This window comes from Lysobacter sp. Soil_N_51 (assembly GCF_057655755.1).
Map to the genome: position 1 here is coordinate 75,568 of NZ_JBDGLR010000014.1, position 12,891 is coordinate 88,458.

Annotated in this window: 14 protein-coding genes and 2 pseudogenes; 11 read left to right on the forward strand and 5 right to left on the reverse strand. The window is 68.1% G+C overall.

Annotation, left to right across the window (positions count from 1 at the left end; genetic code table 11):
• Nucleotides 1-587: 587 nt before the first annotated feature.
• Together AC3A4T_RS23385 and AC3A4T_RS23390 are read left to right on the forward strand one after the other, a co-directional pair.
• The gene (locus AC3A4T_RS23385; RefSeq protein ID WP_215495467.1) at nucleotides 588-983 is read left to right on the forward strand and encodes a diacylglycerol kinase; all 396 of its coding nucleotides are present in this window, start codon (nucleotides 588-590) and stop codon (nucleotides 981-983) included.
• 120 nt (nucleotides 984-1,103) lie between these two features.
• Nucleotides 1,104-1,847, forward strand: a complete 744-nt coding sequence (locus AC3A4T_RS23390; RefSeq protein ID WP_487677569.1) for a TerC family protein — start codon at nucleotides 1,104-1,106, stop codon at nucleotides 1,845-1,847.
• A gap of 103 nt (nucleotides 1,848-1,950) precedes the next feature.
• On the opposite strand, the pseudogene AC3A4T_RS23395 reads toward AC3A4T_RS23390, so the two are convergent.
• Nucleotides 1,951-2,037 (reverse strand): annotated as a pseudogene (locus tag AC3A4T_RS23395) (DUF6053 domain-containing protein); the annotation flags it as partial.
• A 122-nt stretch (nucleotides 2,038-2,159) separates the two neighbouring features.
• Here AC3A4T_RS23395 and AC3A4T_RS23400 point away from each other — a divergent pair.
• From AC3A4T_RS23400 to AC3A4T_RS23440, 9 genes are all read left to right on the forward strand, one after another.
• Nucleotides 2,160-2,786, forward strand: a complete 627-nt coding sequence (locus tag AC3A4T_RS23400; protein ID WP_036115366.1) for a LemA family protein — start codon at nucleotides 2,160-2,162, stop codon at nucleotides 2,784-2,786.
• Between the two features lie 129 nt (nucleotides 2,787-2,915).
• A complete protein-coding gene (locus AC3A4T_RS23405; protein ID WP_487677570.1) occupies nucleotides 2,916-3,881 on the forward strand; it encodes a TPM domain-containing protein in 966 nt (321 codons plus the stop codon).
• The gene (locus tag AC3A4T_RS23410; protein ID WP_487677571.1) at nucleotides 3,878-5,233 is read left to right on the forward strand and encodes a TPM domain-containing protein; all 1,356 of its coding nucleotides are present in this window, start codon (nucleotides 3,878-3,880) and stop codon (nucleotides 5,231-5,233) included. The genes AC3A4T_RS23405 and AC3A4T_RS23410 overlap by 4 nt, the downstream gene beginning before the upstream one ends.
• 29 nt (nucleotides 5,234-5,262) lie before the next feature.
• A complete protein-coding gene (locus AC3A4T_RS23415; RefSeq protein WP_487677601.1) occupies nucleotides 5,263-6,144 on the forward strand; it encodes a TPM domain-containing protein in 882 nt (293 codons plus the stop codon).
• Nucleotides 6,144-6,668, forward strand: coding sequence for a TPM domain-containing protein (locus AC3A4T_RS23420; protein ID WP_487677572.1), 525 nt, complete (start codon nucleotides 6,144-6,146; stop codon nucleotides 6,666-6,668). The genes AC3A4T_RS23415 and AC3A4T_RS23420 overlap by 1 nt, the downstream gene beginning before the upstream one ends.
• 316 nt (nucleotides 6,669-6,984) lie before the next feature.
• Complete coding sequence (gene lgt / locus AC3A4T_RS23425) at nucleotides 6,985-7,899, forward strand: prolipoprotein diacylglyceryl transferase (protein ID WP_487677573.1); 915 nt, start codon at nucleotides 6,985-6,987, stop codon at nucleotides 7,897-7,899.
• Nucleotides 7,900-7,902: 3 nt separating this feature from the next.
• Entirely contained in the window at nucleotides 7,903-8,697 is a 795-nt protein-coding gene (locus AC3A4T_RS23430; RefSeq protein WP_487677574.1) for a thymidylate synthase, read from the forward strand.
• 10 nt (nucleotides 8,698-8,707) lie between these two features.
• Nucleotides 8,708-9,418 (forward strand): DUF3828 domain-containing protein, encoded by a 711-nt coding sequence (locus tag AC3A4T_RS23435; protein WP_487677575.1) that lies wholly within the window; start codon nucleotides 8,708-8,710, stop codon nucleotides 9,416-9,418.
• 44 nt (nucleotides 9,419-9,462) lie between these two features.
• On the forward strand, nucleotides 9,463-9,969 hold the full coding sequence (locus AC3A4T_RS23440) for a dihydrofolate reductase (protein WP_487677576.1): 507 nt from the start codon (nucleotides 9,463-9,465) through the stop codon (nucleotides 9,967-9,969).
• Nucleotides 9,970-9,990: 21 nt separating this feature from the next.
• On the opposite strand, the gene AC3A4T_RS23445 is transcribed toward AC3A4T_RS23440, so the two are convergent.
• The 4 genes and pseudogenes from AC3A4T_RS23445 to apaG form a co-directional block, all read right to left on the reverse strand.
• Nucleotides 9,991-10,647, reverse strand: a complete 657-nt coding sequence (locus AC3A4T_RS23445; RefSeq protein WP_487677577.1) for a hypothetical protein — start codon at nucleotides 10,645-10,647, stop codon at nucleotides 9,991-9,993.
• Entirely contained in the window at nucleotides 10,644-11,291 is a 648-nt protein-coding gene (locus AC3A4T_RS23450; RefSeq protein WP_487677578.1) for a DUF1287 domain-containing protein, read from the reverse strand. Before AC3A4T_RS23450 ends, AC3A4T_RS23445 begins: the two co-directional genes overlap by 4 nt.
• A 148-nt stretch (nucleotides 11,292-11,439) precedes the next feature.
• Nucleotides 11,440-12,297, reverse strand: a pseudogene (locus tag AC3A4T_RS23455) (symmetrical bis(5'-nucleosyl)-tetraphosphatase); the annotation flags it as partial.
• A 13-nt stretch (nucleotides 12,298-12,310) separates the two neighbouring features.
• Nucleotides 12,311-12,697, reverse strand: coding sequence for a Co2+/Mg2+ efflux protein ApaG (gene apaG, locus AC3A4T_RS23460; protein ID WP_056112969.1), 387 nt, complete (start codon nucleotides 12,695-12,697; stop codon nucleotides 12,311-12,313).
• Between the last annotated feature and the right edge of the window lie 194 nt (nucleotides 12,698-12,891).

Sequence of the window (12,891 nt, forward strand, 5' to 3'; positions counted from 1 at the left end):
GTTCGTCGAAGTTGCTATTGCCGAGGCAATTTGGCGACGCCATCGCCATGGCTTTTTTCTCAGGACGCACCATTCGCATAGCTCCATCGCAGCCCCTGTAGGAGCGGCGTAAGCCGCGACCGCGAGATGGCGCGTGCGTCGCAACCTGCGGCGCAGCCGTAATGGCGCGGTCGCGGCTTACGCCGCTCCTACAGGGGCTGGGATGCGGCTACCCGTGATCCGAAATCGCCCATCGCGCGACTACCTCAACCCCACGCGCACCACCCACCACAAACCTGATCCGCAACCAAACCTCGAATCCCCCAACCTCGCCCGACAGGTACAACGCCCCGCCCGACCGCAGGACCTCAGGCCCGGACAACGCCGACGCAGCGCACCCGCCGCCCCGGGCACCGGCCGAGCCCGCACCCCACCGCAAGGGCAGCCCCGCCGGGCTTGTGGCAAAATCTCCGCCCTGTAGCGGCCCCGGCCGCGCCCGGCCGGCCCCGGCCCGCACGATCGAGACCCGCACGCCATGCCGACCTTCGAGCCGTCTCCGCCCGATCGCCCCGATCGCACCACCCCCGCGGCCGCCATGGAGCGTGCCCGTGGCTGACGAATACGGGCACAAGCCGCGCGGTCCCGGTCGCATCCTCAAGGCCGCGACCTGGTCGTTCCAGGGCCTGCGCGCGGCCTGGCTGCACGAGTCCTCGTTCCGGCTCGAGGTGTACATGTTCGTGGTACTGGCGCCGATCGGCTGGTATTTCGGGCAAACCGGGGTCGAGCGCTCGCTGCTGATCGGCTCGATCCTGCTGGTGCTGAGCGTGGAACTGCTCAACTCCGCGGTCGAGGCGGTGATCGAACGCTACGGCCCGGAGTTCCACGAACTGGCCGGACGCGCCAAGGACATGGGCTCGGCGGCGGTGTTCGTGCTGCTGATGAACGTGCTGCTGACCTGGGCCGCGATCCTCGGCCCGCGGTTGTGGCACCACCTGATGGGCTGAGCGCGCCCGCACGGATTGCATCGCGTATCCCGGAACGGCGCAGGCCGTTCCAACCGGGCCGTCCCTCGCGGCGCGCCCGTCCGCGGACCCAGCCGCGGGATTCCCACTACACCTTGAGGTATGCCGCACGTGATTGAACTGCTGACCGATCCGCAAGTCTGGATCACCCTGATCACCCTGAGCGCGATCGAAATCGTGCTGGGTATCGACAACCTCGTCTTCATCTCGATCGCGGTCAGCAAGCTGCCGTACGAGAGCCGCGAGAAGGCGCGCAAGTTCGGCATCGCGGTGGCCTGCATCACCCGTATCGCGCTGCTGCTGACCCTGGCCTGGCTGGCCGGCCTGACCAGCGACCTGTTCACCGTGTTCGGCCAGGGCATCTCGGTGCGCGACCTGGTGCTGATCCTCGGCGGCGCGTTCTTGCTGGTAAAGGGCTCGATGGAGGTCAAGGATTTGATCGTCGGCGAGGACGAATCCGAAGACATCCACACCAAGCCGGCGGCGTCGTTCATGGCGGTGATCGCGCAGATCGCGGTGATCGACATCGTGTTCTCGCTCGACTCGGTGATCGCCGCGGTCGGCATGGCCAACCACACCCCGGTGATGGTCGCCGCGATCCTGCTGGCGGTCGCCGTGATGCTGCTGGCGTCCAAGCCGCTGGGCCATTTCATCGACAACAACCCGACCGTCAAGATGCTGGCGCTGGCCTTCATCGTCCTGGTCGGCATGTACCTGATCGCCGACGGCCTGGAAGTGCATATTCCGAAGGGCTACATCTACGGCGCGATGGGCTTCTCGGCGCTGGTCGAGTGCCTGAACCTGTGGGCCAAGAAGCGCACATCGCGGCGGTTGGTCGCGGAGTAAGCGCGGCGCGACGCGACGACGAAAGGCCGGCGAGCGATCGCCGGCCTTTCTTTTGGCCGGAATGACCGGTTGCGGTCGTTGCCGCGAGGTTTTTTGTGGGAGGGGCTTCAGCCCCGACGCCTTTCGATCCGGGCTCCGGTGGTTTTCGGGCGATTTGAGCGAAAAGCATCGGGGCTGAAGCCCCGCCCACAAAAGACCTCGAAGCGCGACCGCGCGTGAGGCACCACCCGCCCGCATCATCACACCGCGACCATTGCGCCGATCCGCGCCCGGTGCTGCAATGCGGCCGTCATCCAGCGGGAGAGTCGCGCCATGTTCCGAGCCTTGATCGTGCTTGCCTTGACCGTCGTGCTCAGCGGCTGCGGCTACAACACCATCCAGCAGAAGGACGAAGCGGTGAACGCCGCCTGGTCGCAGGTGCTCAACGTCTACAAGCGCCGCGCCGACCTGGTGCCGAACCTGGTCGCGACGGTGAAGGGCTACGCCAGCCACGAGCAGCAGGTGCTGGTGCAGGTCACCGAAGCGCGTTCGAAGGTCGGCAGCATCAACGTCGACGCCAACGATCCGGCCTCGCTGCAGCAGTTCGAACAGGCCCAGGGCGAGTTGCGCGGCGCGATCGGCCGGCTGCTGGTGGTCAGCGAAAACTACCCGCAACTCAAGGCCGATCAGGGCTTCCTGAGCCTGCAGACCCAGTTGGAAGGCACCGAAAACCGCATCACCGTGGAGCGCCAGCGCTACATCGCCGCGGTCCAGGACTACAACACCTACCTGCGCCAGTTCCCGACCAATCTCACCGCGAAGATGTTCGGTTACTCGACCAAGCCGAATTTCACCGTGCAGAACGCGGCCGAAATCCAGGAAGCGCCGAAGGTCGATTTCGGTCAGCCGGCCGCCGCTCCGGCGCCTGCTCCGGCACCCGCGCCGCCGGCCGGCGGCTGAGCCGGCCGTGCCGCGCGTTCGCGCGCATGGCCGGCCGGCCGCGCTTGTCTTGAGCGGGGTCGGCGACAACCAAGATAGCGGCGCCGCGGGGCGCCGCTGATGGGCATGGATCGCTTCGAGGGTGGGGTCATGAATTCGTTCCACGGTTCGCGCCGGCCTGCACGCGGTGCGTGGGCGCGGCTCGCGCTGTTGTTGCTGTTGGCGCTGGCCGGCTTGAATCTCGCCGCGCAGCCGCTGCGCGCGATTCCCAAACTGACCTCGCCGGTGACCGACACCACCGGCACCCTCGATACCGCGACCCAGGCCACGCTGCGCGAGCGCTCGCTCGACCTGCAACGCCGCAAGGGCGCGCAATTGATGCTGTTGATGATCGACAGCACCGGCGCCGAATCGATCGAGGCTTATTCCCAGCGCGTGTTCGAACAATGGAAGCCCGGACGCGCGGACATCGACGACGGCGTATTGATCGTGGTGGCGAAGGCCGACCGGCGCATGCGCATCCACGTCGGCTACGGCCTGGAGCAGACGGTCACCGACGAAGCGGCGACCCAGGTGATCGACGAGTACCTGAGCCCGGCGTTCCGCAAAGGCGAGTACGGCGAGGGATTGCTGCGCGGCAGCGACGCGCTGATCGGCCTGATCGACGGCACCCCGCTGCCCGAACCCGACGACAGCATGCCGATGCCGTTGCTGATCTTCGTATCGATCTTCGGCACGCTGTTCGCCTTGCCGTTCATCGTGGTGCCGCTGCTGGGCATGCGCGCGGCGTGGCGGCGCGGTCCGTTGGCGTTCTTCGGCCGCTGGGCGATCGTCGCGGTCGCGGCGGGCTGGGCGCTGGCGGCGTCGTATTCGGCCATCGTCAGCGAAACCAGTTGGGAGCGTTTCATGCCGCTGGTGTTGATCACGTATCTCACGACCACCTTCACCTTTTTCACCGCGTTCGGCGACGGCGGCTGGCGTAGCGGTTCGCGCGACGATGACGACGACGATCGTCGCCGCCGGCGCAGTCGCTCCAGCAGCAGCTCCAGCAGCAGTTCGAGTTATTCCGGCGGCGGCGGACGCAGCGGCGGCAGCGGCTCGAGCGGGTCGTGGTGAATACCCGGCGCGCCGCGGGCATGGGCATCGGCCGCGCGCCGTGGCTGGCGCGGATGCTGCTCGCGCTGTGCGTGTGCTTGCCGATGGCCAGCGCGTCGGCGCAGGCCTTGGCGCCGATCCCGGCGATGGAATCGCCGGTGGTCGACACCACCGGCACGCTCGACGAAGCGACGCGTTCGCAGCTCACGGCGCAGGCGCGCGCGTTGCAGCAGCGCAAGGGCAGCCAGCTGCAGGTCCTGATGATCGACAGCACCGGGCCCGAGGACATCGATTCGTACGCGGTGCGCGCGTTCGACCAGTTCGAACTCGGCCGCAAGGACGTATCCGACGGCGTGCTGGTGGTGGTCGCCAAGCGCGACAAGCGCGTGCGCATCGAAGTCGGCTACGGCCTGGAGGGCGCGATCACCGACGCGCAGGCCGCGACGATCATCAGCGACTACATCGGCCCGCGTTTCGGCGAAGGCGACTACGCCGGCGGCCTGCGCGAGGCCACCGCCGCCTTGACCGCGGCGATCGACGGCGAAGCCTTGCCGCCGCCGCCCGCATCGCTGGTGGTCGGGGTGGGTTGGCGGCCGCTCGACACCTCATGGTCGCTCGCGTTCGTGTTCGCGCTCGGCGTGGCGGCGTGCGCGCGCACGCGCGGTTGGCCGCGCGCGATGGCGTGGCCGCTTGCGTTGTTGCCGCCGCTGGTATTCGGCTGGATGTGGAGCGGCATCGGTTCGCTCTGGGGCGCGGCCGGGTTCGCCGCGGCCGGCATTGCGATCGGCCACTGCCTGCCGCGCCAGCGCTGGTTGCGGATCGCGATGACGGTGTTCGCAATCGCGGTGGTGATCGCGATCGCCATCGTCTTCGCCTGGCACGGGCGCGAGCCGAACCTGCTCGGCATCATGTTCGGCCTGGTGCTGGAATTGTTCGCGGCGCCGCTGTTGGCCGGGGCGCTGGCGCCGCCGATCATCGCCTGGGACGCCAGCCGGGTCGGGTTCGTGATCCGGGCGCTGTTGGTTTCGCCGCTGGCGTGGCTCGGCTGGCTGGGCATGCTTGCGATCCAGCGATGGCTCGGCATGGCGCCCGGATTCGATGCGGCTTCGGCCATTCTCTTCGGCGTATTCGGCCTGCTGGCGTGGGTGGTCTTGTTCGTGTTTGAACCCGGTTCCGGCGGTTCGCGGCGGTCGCGCGCAGAGGCTTCTTCATCGCGCGGTCAACATCGCGTCGGTTCCGCTGACGCAAGCTCGGGCCGGTCGAGCACAGGCAGTTCCAGCGCAAGCAGTTCCAGCTCAAGTTCCGGCAGCTCCGACAGCTGGTCCGGCGGCGGTGGACGCAGCGGCGGTGGAGGCGCGAGCGGATCATGGTGAGTCGTCACGACAGTTCGATCGGCCACTCGATGCGGGCAGCGTTCGCGTTGCGCCTGCTGCTCGCGCTGTGCCTGCTGTTGCCGATGGGCGGCGCGTTCGCGCAGGCGTTGGCGGCGATTCCGGCGATGCAGTCGCCGGTGGTCGATACCACCGGCACGCTCGACGACGGCGCGCGCGCGCGACTCGATGCGCAGGCGCGCGCGCTGCAGCAACGCAAGGGCAGCCAGTTGCAGATCCTGGTGGTCGCGAGTACCCAGCCCGAGGACATCGATTCGTACGCGGTGCGCGCGTTCGACCAGTTCCAACTGGGCCGCAAGGGCGTGTCCGACGGCGTGCTGCTGGTGGTCGCCAAGGACGATCGGCGGGTGCGCATCGAAGTCGGCTACGGCCTGGAAGGCGCGATCACCGATGCTCAGGCCGGACGCATCATCCAGGAATACATCACCCCGAAATTCCGCGAAGGCGATTACGCCGGCGGCCTTGCCGACGCCACCGCGATGCTGACCAAGCTGATCGACGGCGAGCCCTTGCCGGCGCCGTTGACCACGCCGTCCGGCGACAACGGTTCGGGCGAACCCGACTGGGTTCTGGCGATCTTCATCGCGATCTTCGCCACCGGCTTCCTGCGCGGCCTGATCGGCCGCCTGCCGGCGCTGGCGCGCGGCGTGATTTCCGGCGTGGTCGTGGCCGGCATCGCCTTGCTGATGTCGCTGGCGTGGTGGCTGGTCGGACTGGCCGGGTTGATCGGCCTGGTGTTCGGCATGCTCGGCGGCGGTGGCGGCATGTTCGTCAGCGGCGGCGGCTCGGGCGGCTACAGCGGCGGCGGTTGGGGCGGTGGTGGTGGCGGCGGTGGCGGCTGGTCGGGCGGCGGTGGGTCCAGCGGAGGCGGCGGCGCCTCGGGGAGTTGGTGATGCGTTGGTTGCGCCATCTTGTCGCGCCTTCGTCGCGACGCGTGTTTCCGGCCGACAGCCTGGAGCGGATCGGCGAGGCGATCGCGGCCGGCGAACGTCGTCACCATGGCCAGTTGTGCTTCGCGGTCGAGTCGCGATTGAGCCTGGGCGAACTGCTCGACGGCCGCGATGCGCGCGACGCCGCGCACGTCGCGTTCGCGCAGTTGCGGGTGTGGGACACCGCGGCCAACAACGGCGTGCTGCTGTATCTGCTGTTGGCCGATCACCGCATCGAGATCGTCGCCGATCGCGGCTATGCCACGCGGGTCGGCGACGAGCGTTGGCAGGCGGTGTGCGAGCGCATCCAGCAGGCCTTGGCCGCGGGCGAGGCCGAGGCGGCGGTGCTGGGCGGGATCGCGGCCTTGTCGGAAATCATCGCCGAGCAGTTCCCGCGCGATGAAGTCTCGCGCGAGTCGTCGCCCGGCGAGCGCGGCGGCGCGGCCGGCGAGGGCAACGAGTTGCCGGATCGGCCGGTGCGGCTTTGACCGTGCGGCGTTGACCGATGGGGCGCCGGGCCTGATCGATCTTCGCGAGCGCTGAACCGCCCGAAGCGGTTCGTCGACGCGGCTTCGTCCCCGCGGCGGTTCGCAGGGTCCGCGCGAACCTGCGCTTTATCGGATCGCAACGCCTCGGCGCCGAATTCGCGCGCCGTTGCGGCCCGACCAAAGCCCGACCCAGCCCAGCCCCAACCCACGCTGAAACCCGATCCGCGCCCACCTCCAGCGGCCGCAACCGGCACCCCGGCTGCGGGCGGCCTGGGGCACAATAAGCCGGTCATCCGCCCCCGAGCCGCCCCGCCGCATGACCATCCTGCACCAGATCGACCCGATCGCACTCCATCTCGGCCCGCTGCAAGTCCATTGGTACGGGATCATGTATCTGCTCGGGTTCGTCAGCGCCTGGTGGCTCGGCCGCCAGCGCGTGCGCGCCGGCCGGCTGCCCGGCGTCAACGAACAGGCCTACGGCGATCTGCTGTTCTACGCCATGCTCGGCGTGGTCCTCGGCGGCCGCATCGGCTACGTGTTTTTCTACAACTTCGCCGAACTGATCAAAGATCCGCTGATGCTGGTGCGCATCTGGGAAGGCGGCATGAGCTTCCACGGCGGCCTGATCGGGGTGATGGTCGCGGCCTGGTGGTGGGCGCGCGGCCATCGCACCCATTTCTTCGACGTGATGGATTTCGTCGCGCCGCTGGTGCCGCCGGGGCTCGGCTTCGGCCGCCTGGGCAACTACATCGGCGGCGAGTTGTGGGGCAAGTTCACCGACGGCGGCTGGGGCGTGATCTTTCCGCGCGCGCCGGAATTCGCCAACTGGACCACCCAGCAACTGCAGACCCAGTACGCCGCCGGCGCGCTGGACCGCTATGCGCGGCATCCTTCGCAGTTGTATCAGGCCGCGCTGGAAGGTCTGGCGATGTTCGCGATCCTGTGGTGGTTCTCGCGCAAGCCGCGTCCGCGTTACGCGGTGTCGGGCATGTTCGCGCTGCTGTACGGCTGCTTCCGCTTCATCGTCGAATTCGTGCGCGTGCCCGATGCGCAGATCGGCGATCACGGCTACCTCGCGTTCGGCTGGCTGACCATGGGCCAGGTGCTGAGCACGCCGCTGATCCTGCTGGGCCTGTTCTGGCTGTGGCGGTCGACGCGTTCGCCGACCCTGCAGCCGCAATTGCCGGCCGCCGAACCGGCCGACGCCGCCGCGACCGCGAACAAGGGCTGAGCCATGCACAATTACCTCGACCTGCTGCGTCACGTGCTCGATCACGGCACCGAGAAATCCGACCGCACCGGCACCGGCACGCGCAGCGTGTTCGGCTGGCAGCTGCGCTACGACTTGAACGCCGGTTTCCCGCTGGTGACCACCAAGAAACTGCATCTGCGCTCGATCGTGCATGAGCTGCTGTGGTTCCTCAAAGGCGAGACCAACACCGCGTATCTGAAAGACCACAAGGTCAGCATCTGGGACGAATGGGCCGACGCCGACGGCGAACTCGGCCCGGTCTACGGCAAGCAGTGGCGGCGCTGGTCCGGCGCCGACGGCGTGGAGATCGACCAGATCCGCTGGGTGATCGACGAGATCAAGCGCAATCCCGATTCGCGCCGCTTGATCGTCAGCGCCTGGAACGTCGCCGACCTGCCGAAGATGGCGCTGATGCCGTGTCACGCGCTGTTCCAGTTCTACGTCGCCGACGGCAAGCTCAGCTGCCAGCTGTATCAGCGCAGCGGTGACATCTTTCTCGGTGTGCCGTTCAATATCGCGAGCTATGCGCTGCTGACCCATATGGTCGCGCAGGTCTGCGGCCTGGGCGTCGGCGATTTCGTGCACACCCTCGGCGACGCGCATCTGTATAGCAACCACTTCGAACAGGCGCGCGAGCAGCTGTCGCGCACGCCGCGCGCGCTGCCGACGCTCAAGCTCAATCCCGAGGTGCGCGATATCTTCGATTTCACGTTCGACGATATCGCCATCGAAGGCTATGACCCGTTGCCGGCGATCAAGGCTCCGGTGGCGGTCTGAGCGCGAGGCGATGAGGCGGTTGCGGCAACGTTTCAACGTCGGGTTTGCGTCGGTGCTGGTGCTGAGTTCGACCGCATGCCTGAGCCCGACCGACGATTCGGCGATCGCGCCGCGGGACATCGCGCCCATCCAGGCGACCGAGCGGACGCCGCCCACACCGCCGCCGCTGCCCGCGCCCGCCGTTGAACCGGGCGTGCGCGCCGAAGCGATCGCCGAGCCGCTGCCGGTCGGCGACAGCGCCGCCGACGCGGTGCAGGCGTTCTATCGGATGCATCTGCAGCTCAACGCGAGCGGCCTGCCGGTCGGCGAAGACCTCGCGCGTTACCAACCGATGCTGTCGCGGCGGCTGCTCGCGCTGATGGGGCCGGCTGCGCGCGAGCGCGATCGGTCAATCGCGCAGGCGCCGGGCGCGAAGCCGCCGTACGTCGACGATGATCTGTTCACCAGCATGTACGACGGCGCGACCACCTTCAAACTTGGCAAGCGCAGCGTAATCGCGGCGGACCGGGAAAGTTTCGAAATCGACTTCAGCTACACCGAAGCCAGCGGAACCACGCGCTGGACCGACCGCGTGCAGATGCTGCGCGAGGACGGGCGCTGGAAGCTCGACGATGTCGAGTACGGCGGTGTGCACGATGACGAGCACGACAGCGACCGCGATCGCGAGCGGAATTTCGCGGCGCGTGGACGCTTGTCCGATACGCTCAAGCAGACCGAATGATCCGACGTGCGCCCGCCGCGGGCGCCACAGCGCAGGAGTTGGGCATGACCGCCTTGGTACTGATCGCCGCACTCGACCGCAAGCACGCCATCGGCCGCGACAACGCGCTGCCGTGGCGCTTGTCCGACGACCTCAAGCGCTTCAAGGCGCTGACGCTCGGCAAACCCTTGCTGATGGGGCGCAAGACCGCGCAATCGCTCGGCCGCGCCTTGCCGGGCCGGCGCAACCTGGTGCTGACCCGCTCGGGGGAGGTGCCGTTCGCCGGCATGCAGGCGGTGGGTTCGACCGAGCAGGCGCTGGAACTGGCGCAGGCCGACGGCGCCGCCGAACTGTGCGTGATCGGCGGCGGCGAGATCTATGCGTTGTGCCTGCCGTCGGCGACGCGCATGCACCTGACCCGGGTCGATACCGAAGTCGAAGGCGCCGATGCGTTCTTCCCGCGCTTCGATCGCGAGCAATGGCGCGAGGTCTCGCGCGAGTCGCATCGCGCCGACGAGCGCAACGAATTCGATTTCGAGTACGTGGATTACGTCCGCCTGGGCATGGACTGAGGCGGTCGCCGCCGGCCGCGGTCAGGGCTTGGCGGCGGGACGTTTGGGCGCGCTCGCTTCATCGATGTCCTGGCTCACCGAGAAGATGAAACGATGCGGGCCGTCCTCGCGCTCGCGTTCGGACGAGTAATCGATGAGGCTGTGGATCGGCAACGGCGGCGCGCTCACGATCGCGGCGAACAAGGCGTCGTAGGCGCGTGCGTCGCCGCGCAGCGAGCCGACGCAAAGGCTGCGTCCGCATTCTAAGGTTTCGATCTCCAGCGTGAGCTTGGCGCTGGCGATCGCGCGGGTCAGCATCGAGCGATAGGCCGCGGTCTGGCGCCGGGCCTCGGGGTTCGCGGCGTTTTCCTGCTTGAGATCGGCGAGCGTGCTGTCGAATACGCGCGCCAGGATGGCTCGGCTGGCGTTCGGCGACAGGTCGCGTGTCACGGCGGTGTTCGCGGACGCGGCGGGTTCGGCGCGTCGCGCGGCAGGCGGCTCGAGAATGTCGAGGTGAGTTTGGACGATTCCCACCAGCACCATCACGACGATGGCGGTGCCGATCATAAGCAGCATGAGATCGGGTCGTTTCGCCCTCGCGGCCTGCCAGTCGAGTTCGTCCTGCTTGCTGAGCTTCGGCGGTTTCTCGGCGTTGCGCTTATCTGCTGCGGGCGTGCCGGGGCGCTCGGGCGCGCTCATCGCGACGCCACCGCAACGGCGGGCAACACGGGCCGGTAATGCCCGGTGATCGGGTAATCGAACAGCACGTCGTCTTCCTGGGTGCCGCGCGCGATGTTGTGCAGGATCAACGGCCGCTGCCGGTCCCAGGATTTGCGGTCGGACACGATGCCGATATGCGGCAGGCCGCCGTTGAGTTCCCAGGTGACCAGATCGCCCGCGCGGTAGTCGGCGGCGCGTTCGCTGACCGGCAGCGACCAGTGCTGGCGTTCGAACCAGCGGCGCAGGTTGGGCACGCGGCGATGGTCGATGCTGCGATCGGTGGATTTCGCCCGCCAGATCGTCGGATACGCGGCGAAGTTCGCGCGCATGTCTTCATGCACGCGTTGCTGCAGATCCAAACCCTGCACGCGCAGCGCGCGGATCACCACGTCGGTGCAGACGCCGCGATCGGCGGCGACATCGCCGCCGGGGTAGGCCAGTTGCACGTAGGCGGGGTCGTACAGTCGCACCACGCCGATCTGCGCGCGCGCGGCGGCGACCAAGGGCGGCGACGCTGCCGCGGGTTCGGCGGACGGCGCCGGCCAGACCTTCGTGATCGTGCGTTCGGTCGGCGGCGAAGCGGGTTGCGAGCAGGCGGCGGCGAGCGCTGCGATCAACAGCATGGTGGCCGTTCGCGCGAAGGTCACTGCCGTCAGCGAAACCGGCGGCATTCGCCGCGGTGTGTCGGATGCTTGCCGCACCCTCGACGCAGACCCGATGGATGGCTGCGATGGCGACCTTCCCTGGCGCATGCGCATTGGTCGCTCAGTTCGGCTGACGCGGCGGCCGCTGACGCGGCGGATGCGCGGGCACGTCGCGACCGGGCACCTGCACCAGGCGCAGTTCGTCGGTGTCGAGCTGCAGCGCGGTGAGCTTGCCGCCCCACACCGCGCCGGTATCGATCGCATGCACGCCATGGCCGATGAACAAGCCCAGGGTCGACCAATGCCCGCACACGATCTTGAGATCGCGCTCGGCGCGGCCCGGCACTTCGTACCACGGGTACAGACCGACCGGCTGGGTGCCCGGGCTGCCCTTGTCCTCGAACGCGATGCGGCCGCGCGGCGTGCAATAGCGCAGGCGGGTGAAGATGTTGATGATCGCGCGGTGGCGGTCGATGCCGGCGAGTTTCGGATTCCACGCCGGGCGATCGCCGTACATGTTCTTGAGCAGGCGCTTGTACTGATCGCCGTGCAGGCGTTCCTCGACTTCGCGCGCGTGGCGTTCGGCCATCGCGGTGGTCCACTTCGGCGCGAGGCCGGCATGCACCATCATCCAGCCGAGCTTGCGGTCGACGTGCACCAGTTTCTGCAGGCGCAGCCAGTCGAGCAGGGCCGGGCCGTCCTCGGCCAGGACGATGCGCTGCAGATCGGGATTGACCTTGCGCTTCTCTTCCTCGGTGCGCTCGCCGATCGCCAGCAGCGAAAGATCGTGGTTGCCGAGCACGGTGGTGCTGTACTCGCGCAGCGAATGTACCAGCCGCAGCGTTTCCAGCGATTGCCCGCCGCGGTTGACCAGATCGCCGCAGAACCACAGCCGATCCTGCGCGGGATCGAACTTGATGCGTTCCAGCAGGCGCTGAGTCGCGTCGTAGCAGCCTTGCAGGTCGCCTATTGCCCAAACAGTCATGTGTCGTCCGCGCTCAGTGCAGGGTGCGCGGAATGGTGAGGGTGAACGTCGGCACCGGCGCTTCGAACTGGGTGCCGTCGTCGGCCACCATCGCGTAGCTGCCCTCCATCGTCCCCAGGCTGGTTTCGAGCACCGCGCCCGAGGTGTATTCGTAATCGTCGCCCGGGCGCAGCCAGGGCTGTTCGCCGACCACGCCGTCGCCGCGCACTTCCTGCACCTTGCCGTTGGCGTCGGTGATCACCCAGTGGCGCGAGATCAGGCGCGCGGGAATCTTGCCGGCGTTGCGGATGTGGATGGTGTAGGCAAAGACATAGCGATCCTGCTCCGGCTCGGACTGGTCGTCCAGGTAGCGGGTCGCGACATCGATGTCGAAGGCGTAGTCGTGGCGTTGCGGTTCCATGGCGGCAGTTTAAGCAAAGCGGGGATGAAGCGGGAATGAGTCTTCGGGATAACGGCTTGAGCGGTCGAATCCAGGACAACGGATGTACGTGTCGGAGGACCGCGGTCCTCCGGCGTGCGAGGCGGTATGGTGCGAACGCTCACGCAAATCCGCGTGCGCCGGGCGGTATCGGCGCGCCGTGTTTTTCGCCGGCG